This is a genomic window from Maribacter algicola (assembly GCF_003933245.1).
Taxonomy (GTDB): domain Bacteria; phylum Bacteroidota; class Bacteroidia; order Flavobacteriales; family Flavobacteriaceae; genus Maribacter; species Maribacter algicola.
Window position 1 is genome coordinate 38,684 of sequence record NZ_QUSX01000004.1, and the last position, 16,088, is coordinate 54,771.

At 41.4% G+C, this 16,088-nt stretch carries 15 protein-coding genes; 11 read left to right on the forward strand and 4 right to left on the reverse strand.

What is annotated here, in order from left to right:
- The first annotated feature begins 31 nt into the window (after nucleotides 1–31).
- The 7 genes from rpmB to DZC72_RS16400 all read left to right on the forward strand — a co-directional run bounded on the left by rpmB (nucleotide 32) and on the right by DZC72_RS16400 (nucleotide 5,382).
- A complete protein-coding gene (gene rpmB, locus DZC72_RS16370; protein ID WP_099545870.1) occupies nucleotides 32–268 on the forward strand; it encodes a 50S ribosomal protein L28 in 237 nt (78 codons plus the stop codon).
- Nucleotides 269–287: 19 nt separating this feature from the next.
- Nucleotides 288–470 (forward strand): 50S ribosomal protein L33, encoded by a 183-nt coding sequence (rpmG, locus tag DZC72_RS16375; RefSeq protein WP_125224006.1) that lies wholly within the window; start codon nucleotides 288–290, stop codon nucleotides 468–470.
- Between the two features lie 7 nt (nucleotides 471–477).
- The gene (locus tag DZC72_RS16380; protein WP_125224007.1) at nucleotides 478–630 is read left to right on the forward strand and encodes a DUF4295 domain-containing protein; all 153 of its coding nucleotides are present in this window, start codon (nucleotides 478–480) and stop codon (nucleotides 628–630) included.
- Nucleotides 631–714: 84 nt separating this feature from the next.
- Nucleotides 715–1,677 (forward strand): signal recognition particle-docking protein FtsY, encoded by a 963-nt coding sequence (gene ftsY, locus DZC72_RS16385; RefSeq protein ID WP_125224008.1) that lies wholly within the window; start codon nucleotides 715–717, stop codon nucleotides 1,675–1,677.
- Nucleotides 1,674–2,549: a DUF2911 domain-containing protein gene (locus DZC72_RS16390; protein ID WP_125224009.1), complete on the forward strand. Its 876-nt coding sequence runs from the start codon at nucleotides 1,674–1,676 to the stop codon at nucleotides 2,547–2,549. Before ftsY ends, DZC72_RS16390 begins: the two co-directional genes overlap by 4 nt.
- A 19-nt stretch (nucleotides 2,550–2,568) precedes the next feature.
- Nucleotides 2,569–4,242, forward strand: a complete 1,674-nt coding sequence (locus DZC72_RS16395; protein WP_125224010.1) for an amidase family protein — start codon at nucleotides 2,569–2,571, stop codon at nucleotides 4,240–4,242.
- 12 nt (nucleotides 4,243–4,254) lie between these two features.
- A complete protein-coding gene (locus DZC72_RS16400) occupies nucleotides 4,255–5,382 on the forward strand; it encodes a DmpA family aminopeptidase (RefSeq protein WP_207891765.1) in 1,128 nt (375 codons plus the stop codon).
- A gap of 14 nt (nucleotides 5,383–5,396) precedes the next feature.
- Here DZC72_RS16400 and DZC72_RS16405 read toward each other — a convergent pair whose 3' ends face one another.
- Nucleotides 5,397–6,491 carry a serine hydrolase domain-containing protein gene (locus DZC72_RS16405; RefSeq protein ID WP_125224011.1) on the reverse strand — a complete coding sequence of 365 codons (1,095 nt, stop codon included), beginning with the start codon at nucleotides 6,489–6,491 and terminating at the stop codon, nucleotides 5,397–5,399.
- A 139-nt stretch (nucleotides 6,492–6,630) separates the two neighbouring features.
- On the opposite strand from DZC72_RS16405, the gene rimO reads away from it, so the two are divergent.
- Complete coding sequence (gene rimO / locus DZC72_RS16410; protein WP_125224012.1) at nucleotides 6,631–7,932, forward strand: 30S ribosomal protein S12 methylthiotransferase RimO; 1,302 nt, start codon at nucleotides 6,631–6,633, stop codon at nucleotides 7,930–7,932.
- Between the two features lie 16 nt (nucleotides 7,933–7,948).
- On the opposite strand, the gene DZC72_RS16415 is transcribed toward rimO, so the two are convergent.
- Nucleotides 7,949–8,143, reverse strand: a complete 195-nt coding sequence (locus DZC72_RS16415) for a DUF4177 domain-containing protein (RefSeq protein ID WP_125224013.1) — start codon at nucleotides 8,141–8,143, stop codon at nucleotides 7,949–7,951.
- An 18-nt stretch (nucleotides 8,144–8,161) separates the two neighbouring features.
- A complete protein-coding gene (locus DZC72_RS16420; RefSeq protein WP_125224014.1) occupies nucleotides 8,162–10,612 on the reverse strand; it encodes a M14 family zinc carboxypeptidase in 2,451 nt (816 codons plus the stop codon).
- 259 nt (nucleotides 10,613–10,871) lie between these two features.
- Here DZC72_RS16420 and bshC point away from each other — a divergent pair, with 259 nt between their 5' ends.
- Genes bshC through DZC72_RS16435 form a run of 3 tightly spaced genes read left to right on the forward strand, consistent with a single transcriptional unit; the run spans nucleotide 10,872 to nucleotide 15,249 of the window.
- On the forward strand, nucleotides 10,872–12,476 hold the full coding sequence (gene bshC / locus DZC72_RS16425) for a bacillithiol biosynthesis cysteine-adding enzyme BshC (protein ID WP_125224015.1): 1,605 nt from the start codon (nucleotides 10,872–10,874) through the stop codon (nucleotides 12,474–12,476).
- 5 nt (nucleotides 12,477–12,481) lie between these two features.
- Nucleotides 12,482–13,867 (forward strand): ArnT family glycosyltransferase, encoded by a 1,386-nt coding sequence (locus DZC72_RS16430; RefSeq protein ID WP_165869342.1) that lies wholly within the window; start codon nucleotides 12,482–12,484, stop codon nucleotides 13,865–13,867.
- Between the two features lie 11 nt (nucleotides 13,868–13,878).
- A complete protein-coding gene (locus tag DZC72_RS16435) occupies nucleotides 13,879–15,249 on the forward strand; it encodes a pyridoxal phosphate-dependent decarboxylase family protein (protein WP_125224017.1) in 1,371 nt (456 codons plus the stop codon).
- Between the two features lie 8 nt (nucleotides 15,250–15,257).
- Here the strand turns inward: DZC72_RS16435 and DZC72_RS16440 are convergent, their stop codons facing one another.
- Nucleotides 15,258–15,800 (reverse strand): pyridoxamine 5'-phosphate oxidase family protein, encoded by a 543-nt coding sequence (locus DZC72_RS16440; RefSeq protein WP_125224018.1) that lies wholly within the window; start codon nucleotides 15,798–15,800, stop codon nucleotides 15,258–15,260.
- Nucleotides 15,801–16,088 lie beyond the last annotated feature (288 nt).

Genomic DNA, 16,088 nt, shown 5'->3' on the forward strand with positions numbered 1-16,088 from the left:
GCACCCTGTTTAAAAGAAAAAATTCGGCACGATGTCAAAAGTTTGTGAAATTACTGGAAAGAAGGCGATGGTCGGTAATAATGTTTCCTTCTCTATCAACAAGACTAAAAGAAGGTTTGATGTAAATCTTTCCAAAAAGAGATTTTACATTCCAGAGGAAGACCGGTGGATAACCTTGAAGGTTTCTGCACGAGCGGTGAAGATTATCAATAAGAAAGGAATTTCTGCCGTGTTGAAGGATGCAAAAGCTAATGGGTTGGTAAAGTAACCTATAATTATAGAGTACAATGGCAAAAAAAGGCAATAGAATACAAGTAATATTAGAGTGCACTGAGCACAAGGAGTCCGGAAAACCTGGAACTTCCAGATATGTTACTACAAAGAATAAGAAAAATACTCCTGAGAGATTAGAGATTAAAAAATTCAATCCTATCTTGAAGAGAATGACAGTTCATAAAGAAATTAAATAAGTAAGTCATGGCAAAGAAGACGGTAGCAAGTTTACAAACAAGTTCGAAAAGATTGACGAAGGCCATAAAAATGGTCAAGTCACCAAAGTCCGGCGCGTATGTTTTTGTGGAATCGGTCATGGCTCCAGAAATGGTTAATGAGTGGTTGGACAAAAAATAACCAGGTTTTGAAAAGTTTTAAAAGCCCCTTTCCGTACGAAAGGGGCTTTTTAATTTTTATATTTGATGAACTATTGATAACAAGATGAGCTTATTTAAAAAGATATTTTCTTCAGAAAAAAAGGAGACCTTGGACAAGGGACTTGAAAAGTCAAAAGCAAGTTTTTTTACCAAGTTGGGAAAGGCCGTTGCCGGAAAATCCAAGGTGGACGAAGATGTACTAGATAACTTGGAGGAGGTTTTGGTTACCTCGGATGTAGGTGTTAATACAACTTTAAAGATTATAGAACGTATTGAGGCGCGGGTAGCCAAGGACAAATACATGGGTACCGACGAGCTGAACACCATCTTAAGGGAAGAAATAGCCGGATTGTTGTCTGAGACCCATTCCGGTGAGGAATCTGAAGTTCATGTACCATTGGGAAAAAGGCCTTATGTCATTATGGTAGTAGGTGTAAACGGCGTTGGGAAGACCACCACCATTGGAAAATTGGCACATCAGTTTAAAAAACAGGGCTTAAGTGTGGTCCTTGGCGCTGCAGATACCTTTCGAGCTGCGGCCATTGATCAATTGCAGGTGTGGGCCGATCGTGTTGGCGTACCTATTATAAAACAACAAATGGGCAGTGATCCCGCTTCGGTTGCCTTTGATACATTGAGTTCCGCGGTAAAACAAGATGCGGATGTGGTCATTATCGATACGGCTGGTAGACTGCATAATAAGGTGAACCTCATGAACGAGTTGAGCAAGGTAAAAAGAGTCATGCAAAAAGTGGTGGAAGATACCCCACATGAAGTCCTACTGGTGTTGGACGGTTCCACAGGGCAGAACGCCTTTGAACAGGCCAAACAGTTTACAAAAGCTACCGAAGTGACTTCATTGGCCGTTACCAAATTGGACGGTACGGCAAAGGGAGGAGTGGTTATTGGAATATCCGATCAATTTCAGATTCCGGTTAAATATATTGGGGTAGGGGAAGGAATTGAAGATCTTCAGGTTTTCAATAAGTACGAATTTGTAGATTCTTTTTTTAATATAAATAATTGAAAGTAGTAGGGTTATTTATTCTTCCATTAGTATGGACCACGATTGGTTGGTCACAAATTACACACCCTAAAGCAAGTCCGTTTACCAAAACAGAGCAAGTCATTGGTCTCTCCAAGATTTCTTTGGAGTACTCCAGACCGGCCGTTAGAAAAAGAAAAGTTTTCGGTCTTCAAGCAGATGGAACGCCAGCGTTGGTACCCTATGGACGAATTTGGCGCGTAGGTGCGAATGAATCCACAAAAATAACTTTTGATTCTGATGTCAAAATAGAAGGCAAAAACTTGCCCAAAGGGACCTATGCACTCTATATTTTCCCCTATGAAAACCTATGGGAAGTCGTTTTTCATAAAAATACCTCGCATTGGGGGGACGGAAGGGATAATTATAACCCGGAGGAAGATGCGCTGAGGGTTTCTGTTATTCCCCTTAAAACTTTGGCTTTTCAGGAAAATCTTTTGATATATTTTGATGAACTTCAGCATGATTCGGCCCAAATGATAATCCACTGGGCAAGCACAAAAGTTCAAGTTTCCCTGTCCTTGGATACTACGTCCATGATGGACATGGAAATCCAACAGAAATTAGAGGATAATCCATCTGCCCAAACCTATTACGAGGTTGCCCGTTATTATCAGGAGCAAGGAATACGCCTTGAGGAAGCACTATCCTATTTGGAAAGGGCCCTGGAAAAAGGGGGCGACACCTATTATTTCTTTAGGGTAAAGGCGCTTGTTGAAGCCGATTTAGGTAACTATGAAGCTGCTATCGTTTCGGCGGGAAAATCCCTTATACTGGCCGATGCCGAGAACAAGGATGAGTTCGTACGGCTCAACCAAAAAAGTATAGCGCTTTGGAAATCCAAGCTATATTAAATATAAAATAAAGAGAAATATGAAAAAGTTAATAGGACTATTTTTAATGGGACTGCTGTTTTCTTGTAAAACGGATACGCCAAAGCAAGAACCAATCGTATTATGGGAGCCTTATAAGGATTCTGCCGAAGTAGCTGCCAATGCCGATCATGAAATTAGCAGGATGCGCTACAAACTCATCCAATCCAAAGTATTGGATAAAAATGCCGTTTTTCTCCCGTTGTATGATGAGGTGGTAAAAATGAAGGAAGACGAATATGAATCGTTAAAACCTTTGATCCTGGAGCGGGATATCTTTTCAATACGTAATAGTATTGAGCAAGACAAGCTGACCTACGAACAACTGGTGTTGTTCTATCTCTACAGGATCTACAAATATGAACTGAACAATGAAACCACTTTAAATACGGTAATCGCCCTAAATGAAGAGGTGTTGGCAGCTGCCAGAAAACTGGATGAACAGAGGCGGGAGGGTAGCTTGCCGGACGTCCGTCACCCTATTTTTGGTATGCCGATACTTTTAAAGGACAATATCAATACTGCTGGTATGAAAACCACGGCAGGAAGTATTGCGCTGATGAATAATGAAGTAGGGGATTCATTTATCGTGGAGCGGCTAAAGGAAAACGGAGCGCTCATTTTGGGGAAAGTCAATTTAAGCGAATGGGCTTATTTTTTATGCAGTGGATGCCCTGTAGGCTATAGTGCCGTTGGTGGACAAACCTTAAATCCCTATGGAAGACGAATATTTGAAACGGGAGGCTCCAGTTCTGGGAGTGGAACTTCGGTAGCCGCCAACTATGCTGTGGCCGCCGTGGGTACGGAAACTTCGGGTTCTATTTTGTCGCCTAGCAGTCAGAATTCCGTGGTGGGATTAAAACCAACGATCGGGCTTTTGAGTCGGTCTGGAATTGTACCTATTTCAAGTACCTTGGATACACCGGGTCCCATGACCAAAAATGTGGTGGACAATGCGATATTGCTGTCGGCCATGATGGGGTACGATGCAGCCGATTCCAAATCCGTAAAAGAGGAATATTCCGGGATTTTATCGGCAGGTTTAAACCCAGAACCATTGAAAACAATGAGATTGGGCGCTATGACAACGCTTATGGAGCGCGATAGTTTATATAGGGAAACGGTTAAGGAATTAAAGCAAGCTGGAGTGGAAATCATAGAATTTACGCCTCCAGAGGTTGAAATGGATGGGTTTTTAAGTATCCTGAACATAGATATGCGCAATGACTTACCCGCATACTTAAAGGCGTATTCAAATCCAGAATCTGTATCAATTACCTCCATTGCCAATGCTGTTGATTTCAATAATGCCGATTCTCTGGTCCGAATTCCCTACGGTCAGGCGCTGTTTGAGGGTATTTTGGCCGACTCCACCACGGCGGAAGGTTTGGAGGAAATTAAGGCCAAATTGGAAAATAGCGGACGCACCTTTTTTGATACAGCTCTGGACGCACATGATTTGGATGCTGTGCTATCCATCAATAATTATCATGCAGGATATGCCGCTGTAGCCAAATATCCGGCCTTGACCGTTCCTATGGGATACAAGAAAAGTGGGGAGCCTATAAGCCTTACCTTTGTAGGGAAACCATTTTCCGAGGCACACTTGTTACGTATGGGAAAGGCTTTTGAAGATGCATTTCCTAAAAGGAAAATGCCCAAGGATTATCAATAAACAGGCCTCTTTATGAAACTTAGGATTTTTATACTACTTTTTCTAATTCAAGTCGGCATCATGAATGCACAAAAACGAATACGGGATTACGGAATCGAGATCGGTGTATTGAAAACCGGAAAATTCAATGCCATTACGGATGTAGATGGTATTTTAGTGGGGCACGAAACCTTGATCGAAGGTGATAATATAAGGACCGGAGTTACGGCAATTCTTCCCCATTCCGGGAACATCTTCCAATCAAAGGTTCCAGCAGCGATTTACATTGGCAATGGCTTTGGGAAACTAGCGGGTTACAGTCAAGTAAGGGAATTGGGAAATATTGAGACCCCTATTATATTGACCAATACGCTAAGCGTTCCTGCAGCATCCGAAGCCTTGATTTCATATACCTTGGATTTAACCGGCAATGAGGACGTACGCTCCGTAAATTCGGTAGTAGGAGAAACAAATGACGGTTGGTTGAACGACATTCGGGGTAGACATGTAAAACAGGAGCACGTATTGAGTGCCATAAGAAGCGCCACTTCCGGCCCTGTTAAAGAGGGAAATGTGGGTGCTGGCACCGGAACGATTTGTTTTGGATATAAAGGCGGAATCGGGACTTCTTCAAGGGTGCTTCCAAACTCTTTGGGCGGATTTACCGTCGGGGTTTTGGTACAATCGAATTTTGGCGGAGTGTTGGAAATCAATGGAGCACCTGTGGGGAAGGAACTGAATACATATCCATATCAGGATAAAATTCTGAACGATGCCGATGGTTCCTGTATGATCGTCATTATGACAGATGCACCACTGGATGCGAGAAACCTGGAACGTTTGGCCAAGAGGGGTATAATGGGGTTGGCGAAAACGGGTGGCATCGCATCTAATGGAAGTGGGGATTATGTGATTGCCGTCTCCACCCATGAAGCTGTAAGGATAGCCCATACTAGCAAACTTCAGTTCAATACCATGGAATTGTTGCGGAACGATGAAATGTCGCCCTTATTTTTGGCCGCCATAGAGGCAACGGAAGAAGCCATACTGAATTCCTTATTTACGGCCGGAACCATGACAGGAAGAGATGGACATCAAATAGAGGCATTACCCCTTTACGAAGTATTACCTATTCTCAAAAAGTACGGGAAAATAAAATAATTGGTCCTTAACTACTATTCTATAATAGCATTGATTGCCTCCCAAAGGGTATTGTCAAAACTGGAAGGCCCCAAAGCCGCTTCGCCCGTATCCTGACCCATGCGTACGACCACCATGTTTTTACTAGGAATTATATACAGTTTTTGGTCGTCTTTTCCAAGTCCGGCGTAAAGATCGCTGGGAGCATTTGCCATTAATGGAAAATTGAAAACAGCTTGGGATTGCGGTACCATAGCACTTTCCTTGCCGTTGAGCCACCAAAGGTAACCGTAGGATTTGTTCAGCTCCTGGGAGGTATTTTTCATATTGGCGATATAGTCTTGGTCTCCCAAAATCACTTGAGCATCCCAAACCCCTTCGTTCAAATTCAAAAGTCCAAACCGGGCCATGCTCCTTGCGGTGCTCCAATACACGTTATTGTCTCCATTGCTGGAGAGCCAGGTACCGTTCATACCAATTTTATCCTTAAGCGTATTGGCAAAATAAAGTTCAAAATCCTCACCGGTCGCATTTGTGATAACTTCCTGAACTAAGGTGTAGGGAGCGTTGTGGTACGCCCATCGGGTGCCTGCATCCGCGATATACGTTAGGCAATCCGGGGTTTTGCAATCTCCTTGGGTGTCATCCAAACCTGTGGTCATGGTCAATTGATTCCAAACGGTAATCAAATTTTCTTTTTCTGTAGGAAGCGAGGTCCAGCCTGACCCTAAGTAATCTGAAGTTGGATCGTTCAATTCTAAAAAGCTTTCTTCAACGGCAATACCGGTAACGAAAGATGTTAAGGTCTTTCCGGCCGAGGCCCAGTACCATGGCGAATTCATATTAGAGTCGGATGCGTACCATTCAACGGCTATGCGGCCATTTTGAAGTATGATGAACGCCTTGGTTCCTGATTGTTCTAAAACATCGTACAGTTCAGGAAGGGAATCTTCGTTCCATTGCAAAGTTTCCAGTGAGACGGTTTCCCAAGCATCCGAATTTAAGGGAGGGAAGTATAGGGAGTTGGTCTCGATTTCGGTTACCCTTTCATCTTCCAAATCAATTTTGTCCGTGGAACAACCGTTTGAAATGAGGATTAACGGTACTAGTAAAGAGAAAATCTGGCGCATATTTTTTTATTTTAAGACTAAAACTTAAGGCTTTGGTTTAACGTAAAATCCAAAGAAATAGTCTGTTAAAGTAAATTTATTGCCATGCAAATTGTACTTTTGCACCCGCCTTGGAAATAGGTATAAAGCAGGATATTAGATGCGGACAAAGACACGTAAAAAGAATAAAATCAATGTGGTCACCTTAGGTTGCAGCAAAAATGTGTACGACTCGGAGGTGCTAATGGGGCAATTACGTGCCAATGACAAGGAAGTGGTCCACGAAGAGGAAGGCAATGTGGTGGTCATCAATACCTGTGGTTTTATTGCCAATGCAAAACAGGAGAGCGTAAATACCATTTTGGAATATGTTCAAAAGAAGGAGGCTGGCATGGTGGATAAAGTCTTTGTAACAGGATGTTTGAGCGAACGCTATAAGCCCGACCTGCAAAAGGAAATTCCCAATGTGGACGAATATTTTGGGACCAGTGAATTACCCAATCTTTTAAAGGCTTTGGGGGCCGACTATAAGCATGAGCTTATTGGCGAACGCTTGACAACGACCCCAAAAAATTATGCCTATTTAAAAATTGCGGAAGGTTGTGATAGACCGTGTTCCTTTTGTGCCATCCCCTTAATGCGAGGTAAGCACAAGAGTACCCCTATAGAGGATTTGGTTACAGAAGCGGAAAAATTGGCAAGTAATGGCGTTAAGGAACTGATTTTAATTGCCCAAGACCTTACCTATTATGGGCTGGACCTCTATAAGAAGAGAAATCTTGCGGAACTTCTTAGGGCTTTGGTTAAGGTTGAAGGTATTGAGTGGATCCGGTTGCATTATGCCTTTCCAACAGGATTCCCCATGGATGTATTGGATGTTATGCGGGACGAACCCAAGGTCTGCAATTATCTGGATATTCCTTTGCAACATATTTCCGATAGTATTTTGAAGAGTATGCGTAGGGGTACCACAAAGGAAAAGACGACCCAATTACTTCAGGATTTTAGGAAGGCCGTTCCGGGTATGACCATTAGAACCACCTTGATAGTGGGGTATCCCGGTGAAACCCAAGAAGATTTTGAAACTTTGAAATCGTGGGTGGAAGAGATGCGGTTCGAACGTTTGGGATGTTTTACTTATAGCCACGAGGAAAATACGCATGCCTACAATTTGGTCGATGATGTTCCCGAAGAAGTAAAACAGGAACGTGCCAATGAAATCATGGAGATACAGTCCCAAATTTCATGGGAACTGAATCAGGAAAAAATAGGCAAAATCTTTCGATGCATTATTGACCGAAAGGAAGGTAATTACTTTGTGGGTAGAACGGAGTTCGATTCCCCGGATGTGGACAATGAAGTATTGGTGGATGCCACCAAACACTATCTAAAACAAGGGGAATTCGTCAATCTTAAAATAACTGATGCAGCGGATTTTGACCTTTATGGGGAGCCTGTTTAATTCACTAATTTCAAAATTATTTCTCAAAATAGAGATAAACGTAAATCGCGGCCCCAAAACTAACGGCATCCGTAGAAGAGAGTCGCCAACCCTCTTTTGCGTGTTCATTCAATTTTTCCTGAATTTCCTTTTGTGAGGACTTTGCGATATGCTTGCTGTCCAAGGTTAGTTTACTGTAATAAATGAGGGTCTCAACCTTATATTCCGCCATATTTGTCTTGTTTTTGGACTAATTCACCATGAACAATGCATTGGCAAAAAATAATTTACCGTTCTCCCAAAAACCTCTAAAAAGAGGATTGTCTATCATATAAATCACATGGCCCCTGCCCATTCGTTCCGTACCAAAGATAAGGGTTTCCGCAATTTTCTTCTTGGCGTCGCTACCTGCAAATCCGGATACGGGATTGTTCTCGCCTTTAGCGAGGTACACGGCATTTCCACCTTCTAGATAATTATAGGAACGGTCTCCCAATTTAAGCGTAAAATAAGGTTCCTCATATCCATAGGCCAAGGGATTCGTAGTGTCAACGGTGGTCTTAAATATGGCGCCTGTAATGGCGGATTTTATATACTCACGTTCCGAGGTATCGAATGCCTGTAATTGGCTGGTAGAATCCTTTTTTTGTTCCTTTTCCTTGATGCCAAACCCTTTTTGTTTCGCCAGGCCGTCCACTGCGCCGCCCATGGCAATCAACTTACCACCTTTGTTCACCCAGTCCTTTATTTTGTCGGCCACTTTTTCGGTAAAAAAACTGTAATATCCCCATCCATCGGGCAAAATGAGGATATCATATTTTGAAAGGTCTACCCGGTTAAAATAGCTTTCGTCCAATACAGAAATAGGATAGTTCAATTGTTGCTCAAAGAAGTGCCATATTTCGCCAAATCGCAACGTAGAGGTTGGCTCTCCAGATAAAACCGCAATTCTTAGTTCTTGGAGTACTTCAACATAACTGGATCCAAAGTCCTTTCCGCTATCCACAAATCCCGTACTGGCCGGTGTTAGCTTTTTTAAATACTTCTTAGAGGCACCGTCCAAAATTTGTATGAAGTCATCGATATTTTTATTATCAGCCTTGGTAATTATCAAACTTCCCCTATCATAGTTGATACCATCCAAACTAAACGGTTTTTGAGCATACCTTACGCGAACTTTTTTGTTTAAAAGTTCCGCCAGGAATTTGGCATCCTTCATACTGTTCCAATCCGCTAAATACCCATAGCTGTTGGGGTTGGTTATACCATAGGTCTCATTGGAGGATTCATACGGTGTCTGTTGTACGCTGCTTTCGGTAGCCAGGGCATCCAGACCATAAGCATAGGGCAAGGACCATGCGGTAATATCGTAGGTGACGGAATCGCTTAACTTGGCCTTGGGTTCGAATAAAACTTTTGCCAGGGTTCCTTTTGTCTGGTCCGTGGAAACCACTAGACTATTTTTTGAGGCCCTGAGACTGCCCGAAGAGGATGTTGAGTAATTAAAGCCCTTATAACTGGCGTTGCTCCCCGTATTATATTCTATCCCGTGTTGATCTAATAAATTAGCCAGCGCTTCCAGTTTATCTGGATTGCCGTTGAGGATAAAATGCTGAGGTCTAAAATTCTTTTGCTGGTAGAATTTTCTGAATTCCGTGTTCAATCTCCCTATATTTTTACTAGCCACTTCTACCGTTGAAAGTCCCGTTGTATGATGATGGGCGATTCGGTCTTTTAAGGTAAGGGTATCACCAATACTGTTTATAATTCCCAATCCGGCCCTGCCGCTACCTCCTTGTTCGTAGGTCATACCTATACCTCCATTGTAGGTTGGGTAGGTATCGCCATAGCTAGGATATAGCAGGTCAAAAACCTCCTTTGTAAAATAAAACCAGCCGTTGGCATCAAAATACTTCGCATGGTTTTTACCGATGGTCTCCTGGAACTCCCGTTGGAAATCCGTAATTACCTCATGATAAGGTTCCGCTGCAGGTGCAAAGTAGTAAGGATTGTCCACCCCTTGCTCATGGAAATCTACATGTACATGCGGTAGCCATTTATTGTACTGTTTTAATCGTTGCTGACTTTCCACTTGGGTAAGCCAGGCCCAGTCGCGGTTGAGGTCGAACATATAATGGTTACTTCTGCCGCTCCACCAACCTTCGTGGTGTTCCTTGCTGTTTGGGTCCACATTGAATGGCGAGTTTTTATATTGGTTGTACCAGTTTACGTATCGGTCTCTACCATCTGGATTTATACATGGGTCCATTATTACCACTAAGTCTTCTAAATAGTCCTTTTTGCTCGTCAATAAGTCGTAAATGGTTTGCATGGAAGCTTCCGTACTTACACTTTCGTTTCCATGGACATTATAGCTAAGCCAGACAATTGCCTTGTTTGGAGCTCCTTCCCCTTTGATGTTGTCTAAATGCGCATTCCTGATTTCCTCCAAATTTTTCATGTTGGATTCCGTCGATATAAAGGCCAACATTAATGGCCTTCTTTCATTGGTCTCCCCATATTGCAACAATTGCATTCTGTTTGGTTCTTTCTGTGCCAAATACTGATAGTAGTCCACCACTTGGTGATGCCTGGTAAACTGGGTACCCAAATCATAGCCCAAAAACTCAGAGGGTGATTTTAACTGGGCAAGCAATACGAGGGGAAGTAATAGAAATAAAGAAGATAGAAATTTTTTCATCTGATGCTATTTAGTTTTTATCGGGTCAGATGCAATTCGCCAAAATCATCTTGGTAGATATCAAGATTTGATAGGGCTCATTTCATACAGTGTCGATATAATGTTCAAAAGTCTCAAATCTACCAAATTATTGATAACTTTTATCATGCTAAATGGGGTTTTCGACGATAATATAAACTATTTCATCTAGGCTAATTAACGTATTTTTAGGAACTGTAAGGAAGGAGTGTTTTATATTTACGTGGATTAACTTTTTTATATGGATATTGATTGTTTGCCTTTTCGAAAAACAGGCTATTTTTCTAAATTGATTTGTGATTATATTGAGGAAAAAGAAGCACTTGTACCATTATACGATCAATTTCCCAAACTGGAAAATTTTGAAACCCAAATAAGGGGTAAGAAGGCAAGTTTTTCCGTGGCCAATAGAAAGACTTTGGTAAAAAGCTTGGAGCATCAATATAAAGATGTAAAAATCTCCAAGCAGACCTCTACAAACATACAATCATTAAGCTCCCATAATACCTTTACAGTCACCACCGGGCATCAACTCAACCTCTTCACGGGACCCCTCTATTTTCTTTATAAAATCGTATCCACGATCAACCTTGCAAAGGTTTTAAAGGAGAACTATGCCGATTACCATTTCGTTCCGGTTTATTGGATGGCAACGGAAGACCATGATTTTGATGAAATAAATTACTTCAATTTTCAGGGAAAAAAAATTCAATGGAACAAAGAGGTCTCGGGAGCTGTTGGCCGATTGTCAACTCAAGGTTTGGATGAAGTATTTGAAATTTTTTCGCTCGGCGTTGGGGGTAGTAAAAATGCCACGTATCTAAAGGAGCTTTTTGCTAAGGCTTACTTGGAGCATGAAACATTAACCGCAGCCACTCGATTCTTGGCCAATGAACTTTTTAAGGAACAAGGTTTGGTCATTGTGGATGGGGATGATAAAAGCCTTAAAAAACTGTTGGGGCCCTACGCAAAAAAGGACATTTTTGAACAGGTATCGTTTGAGAAAGTATCGGATAAAATATTGGAAATTCAGCAAATTGATGCGGATTATCCTATTCAGGTAAACCCTAGGGAAATCAATTATTTTTATTTAAAAGACAATATTCGGGAAAGAATAATTGAACAGGATGGTACTTATTTTGTAAATGATACCCAGTTATCGTTTTCCAAAGAGGAATTGATTGCCGAGTTAGAGGAACATCCTGAGCGATTTTCTCCCAATGTGGTAGCAAGGCCATTGTATCAAGAAGTGATATTGCCGAATATATGTTACATTGGAGGCGGAGGGGAATTGGCCTATTGGCTTGAGCTAAAATCGTCCTTTGAAGCGATGAACGTACCATTTCCCATACTTTTACTCCGTAATTCGACCTTGATAATTACCGAAAAACAAAACGAAAAATTGCAAAAATTAAATGTTTCCCATGCAGACATTTTCTTGAAGCAACATAGTCTGATTAATAAGAAAATCAGGGAAATATCCAATATCGATATCGATTTTACACCTCAAAAAGAGCTTTTAAAGGAACAATTTAAGGGAATGTACGAGCTTGCGGAACAGACGGACAAATCCTTTCTAGGTGCGGTAAAGGCGCAGGAGGTGAAACAAAAGAAGGGTCTTGATAATCTGGAAAAAAGATTGCTTAAGGCCCAAAAAAGAAAATTGGAAGACCATGTGGTACGTTTGAGCGATATACAGAATCAATTGTTTCCCGGTCAATCCCTTCAGGAACGACAATTAAACTTCTCCGAACTCTATTTGGAATACGGAGAGGAATTGATTCCTATGCTTTTAAAATCCCTTAGTCCTTTGGATTTAACGTTCACGATAATCACAAAAAAATAAGTAGTTTGTTACAAGGTCTGTGGCCAAAAAGGATAATTATACTTGTCGTTTTATCCGTTTTGGTGATTGCGGCAAGTACTATTTTTAAGGCAGCCGTAGAATTGGAAGACGCTGAACAGGCCTATTATTCGCAATGGTTACGTTGGGGATATGATGACCAGCCGCCTTTATATACTTGGATACAATATTTCTTTAACCAGGTACTTGGATTCAACAAATTGTCTTTTTCCTTTTTACGGGGAATTATATTCGGGGGTATTCTGTTGTTGTTATACCAATTTGCCAAGAAAATGCACAAAGATGTTCAAAAGGCCGGAATCACGGTTTTTATGATGGTCTTGATACCTGTTTTTATTGATTTCACCTTTAGGCGGCTGTCCCATACTTCTCTTTTGTGTTTTTCAATATTGGCAACGTACCTCATATTGGAAAGGCTGCTTACTAAGAAAACAGTTTGGAATTATATCCTTTTTGGTGTTTGTATCGCTTTTGGTCTATTGTCCAAATACAACTATGTCTTGTTTTTATCGGCCTTTGCCATAGTCGTTCTATTTGATGGACAACTTAGGAAGGTAGTTTTCAATGGGAAAATATTAGCAACGATTCTATTGGCCATGGTTCTTGTGGCACCCCATTTCTACTGGCTTTTTGGGCCAAATGAAAATTGGTCCATGGTACGGGAAAGTATACAAGATAAAACTGGGGATGGTACTGCAGATTATTTATTAGGAATTACACCGGTAATCTTGATAATTAAGGGTTTAATAGCTTTAATGGCACCATTACTTCTGGTTTTCTTGGTTTTGGTCCTATTGAAAAAAGTGACTTTACAACGATCTAAATGGGATTGGTTTTCGAAGCTTTTTGTAGTTCAAATTTTGATTTTATTGCTATTTTTCTTGCTAGTAAAGGCACAAAAGGTTGAGGTAAGATGGTTATTGCCCTTATTGCTACCTTTCATAATACTGTGGGCCAAATCATTTCAATTTGAAAATATTATAAAAATCAAAAGGTATGCTTTTGTGACCTTTATTGTAATAATAGGCTTTCAGTTCTTAAGAACGCCCATGGAAAAAGTATTGGGCATTCCGTCTTCCGTTCATTTCGGGTTTGAACCGATTTCCAATATATTACGTCAGAATTATTCCGGCAAAGAATGGGTATTACCCAACGTTACCTACGCTGGAAATATTAAATTGCTAAACCCGAACAGGTTGATTATTTCCAATGACGACTTTTCCTTTGGGACAAGCATCAATGGCAAGAACAGAGTTTTTGTGTATATAGGGAAGATCCCAGATGAATGCAGAAAACCTACCGACAGTATATTAGGTTTTGGTAGGGAAAAGGACACCTTATTTTTTGTGCCGAATCTAAATGAATTGAATTAAAGGATTAAAAAATGCACGATATAGATATAGACATGGTTGAAATGACCCTTGACGTGGTCAAATATGCCATCAACAGAATCACCCAGACCAATCCAGAGCTGGGCAAGCCAAAAACTGAGGCCGAACTTCGGAGATTGGTCGGGGAAACAGTCACTAATAGTGGAATAGGAGGGGAGAAGGCTTTTGAGCTGTTTAGGCAGGTTCTGGTCAAGGCCACGGTGCCTATTGACCACCCAAGACATTTGGCTTTTGTTCCTGCATCACCTACCAGAGCCGCCATTTTATTCGATTTGGTGACCTCGGCATCGAGCATCCACGGGGCCTATTGGATGGAAGGTGCAGGGGGAATTTTTTGTGAAAACGAGGCCATGAAGTGGTTGGTTTCACTTACGGGTATGCCAGAACCTGCTTTTGGCGTGTTCACCAGTGGGGGAACTGCCGCCAACTTATCGGCTATAGTCGTGGCCAGGGAAAAATGGAGAAAAAATCCAAGGAACATAAATCATAAAGGAATTTTAATTACTTCCATTGGAGCGCATTCCTCCATCAAGGCCATGGCCAAGGTGATCGATGCAGATGTTTTGCTGGTAGCGTCCGAAGATGCCATGAGTCAATTGGCCTTGGAAGCGTTTTACAACAAATTACCGGAAACTGAAAAAGCAAGGGTTTTTGCCGTTGTGGCCACAGGGGGCACTACAAATGCCGGGATTATTGATGAGTTGGATGGAATTGCAAACTTTTGTCGCTCCAAAAATCTCTGGTTTCATGTGGATGCTGCCTATGGTGGCGGTGCGCTTGCCGCAAAATCGGTACGTCATTTGTTCAAAGGAATAGAACTTGCGGACAGCGTTACCATCGATCCCCATAAGTGGTTGTTTTCTCCCTATGATTGTGGTGCAGTCATATATAAAAACCCGGAGGAGGCAAAGGAAGCCCATGCTCAGGAAGGTTCCTATTTGGAAATTTTTAAGGATGAAGGTGCGCATGGATTTAATCCGTCCGATTATCAAATCCAATTGACCAGACGTTTAAGAGGTCTGCCACTTTGGTTTTCCTTGGCGACCCATGGTACTGAAAAATACGAGTGGGCTGTAGAGCAGGGTATCAAATTAGCAAAAATAGCTGGAGAGCTCATAGAAAAGAATCCATTAACGGAATTGGTCAGGGAACCCAGTCTTTCCTGTGTATTGTATAGGAGAATTGGCTGGTCCGCAGATGATTATAGAAACTGGACCTATAGGAACCACGAAGCTGGCTTTGCATTGGTAACGCCTACCAAATGGAAGTCTGCCAAAGGTTACGAAACCGTATCCCGATTTTGTTTCATCAATCCGGATACAATGCAAAAGGATATTGAGGATATATTAAAAAGTATGGAGTAGCGGGGAAACTAGGGAACCAAAAACTCACCCTTCCAATCATCTTCTTTTGCATAGGCTATTCGTAAGTGATGCGGTCTTTTTAACCTAAGGTATTCGATTCTGAACGGTTCAATTTCAATCATACAAAAGAAATGATCTCCAGTTAGATATTCTAGGTTATCGGGATTTTTCAAGGTGCTTCCCGGAGCGGTCTCCGTAGTGTAGTCCTTCTTGTTACTTTCGGGGATTTCCTTCCACATGGTCTGAAGTTTGCTTTCATCGGTTACTACCGAAGCAAGTCCTTCAATTTTCACTTGCAATAGTTTCTCGGGATGATAGAACAAAAGACTTACGTTAGGGTTTTCCGTAATATGCATCACCTTTTTGGAGCGCTTGTCTGTATAAAAACAAAGGTGTCCATTTTCGAACACATGTCTAAGGACTACGGTCCGTAATCGTGGTAATTTGTCAACTCCCACCGTGGCAAATGTGCCAAATCTAAACGGGTGTCCTTTTTCGTCAACACCTTTTTTCAGTTCTTCGTGAAGTTCGTTCCAAAAACTGTCTGTCATTTTTATTTATAAAAATACAAAAACAAGGTAGGGTTTTTTACGGCTTGGTTGTTATTAATACAAATTGCTATGAAAAAGAAAGTTTAGTTGATGATTCATTATTAGGTTGGTTTTTGATTTTAATTAGTAAGCTCGGGGTGGTTCCCGAGCTTTTCTTTTTTTTAATGTAAGGTTTGGAAGTTTTTTCGACCAATTGATCAGGAATACAAAATGCTATGAAAAAGAATTTTTTCAGTATTGTATTCCAATTACGTTGGTTGAGAAAGCCCGGTATTCGCCGGGCTTTTA

Coding starts and splice junctions, on each gene's coding strand:
- DZC72_RS16405 (WP_125224011.1), bottom strand. CDS start 6,491: ATGCGCCAGATTTTCTCTTTACTAGTACCGTTAATCCTCATTTCAAAC.
- DZC72_RS16400 (WP_207891765.1), top strand. CDS start 4,255: ATGAAACTTAGGATTTTTATACTACTTTTTCTAATTCAAGTCGGCATC.
- DZC72_RS16415 (WP_125224013.1), bottom strand. CDS start 8,143: ATGGCGGAATATAAGGTTGAGACCCTCATTTATTACAGTAAACTAACC.
- rpmG (WP_125224006.1), top strand. CDS start 288: ATGGCAAAAAAAGGCAATAGAATACAAGTAATATTAGAGTGCACTGAG.
- bshC (WP_125224015.1), top strand. CDS start 10,872: ATGGATATTGATTGTTTGCCTTTTCGAAAAACAGGCTATTTTTCTAAA.
- DZC72_RS16380 (WP_125224007.1), top strand. CDS start 478: ATGGCAAAGAAGACGGTAGCAAGTTTACAAACAAGTTCGAAAAGATTG.
- ftsY (WP_125224008.1), top strand. CDS start 715: ATGAGCTTATTTAAAAAGATATTTTCTTCAGAAAAAAAGGAGACCTTG.
- DZC72_RS16435 (WP_125224017.1), top strand. CDS start 13,879: ATGCACGATATAGATATAGACATGGTTGAAATGACCCTTGACGTGGTC.
- DZC72_RS16420 (WP_125224014.1), bottom strand. CDS start 10,612: ATGAAAAAATTTCTATCTTCTTTATTTCTATTACTTCCCCTCGTATTG.
- rpmB (WP_099545870.1), top strand. CDS start 32: ATGTCAAAAGTTTGTGAAATTACTGGAAAGAAGGCGATGGTCGGTAAT.
- DZC72_RS16440 (WP_125224018.1), bottom strand. CDS start 15,800: ATGACAGACAGTTTTTGGAACGAACTTCACGAAGAACTGAAAAAAGGT.
- DZC72_RS16395 (WP_125224010.1), top strand. CDS start 2,569: ATGAAAAAGTTAATAGGACTATTTTTAATGGGACTGCTGTTTTCTTGT.
- rimO (WP_125224012.1), top strand. CDS start 6,631: ATGCGGACAAAGACACGTAAAAAGAATAAAATCAATGTGGTCACCTTA.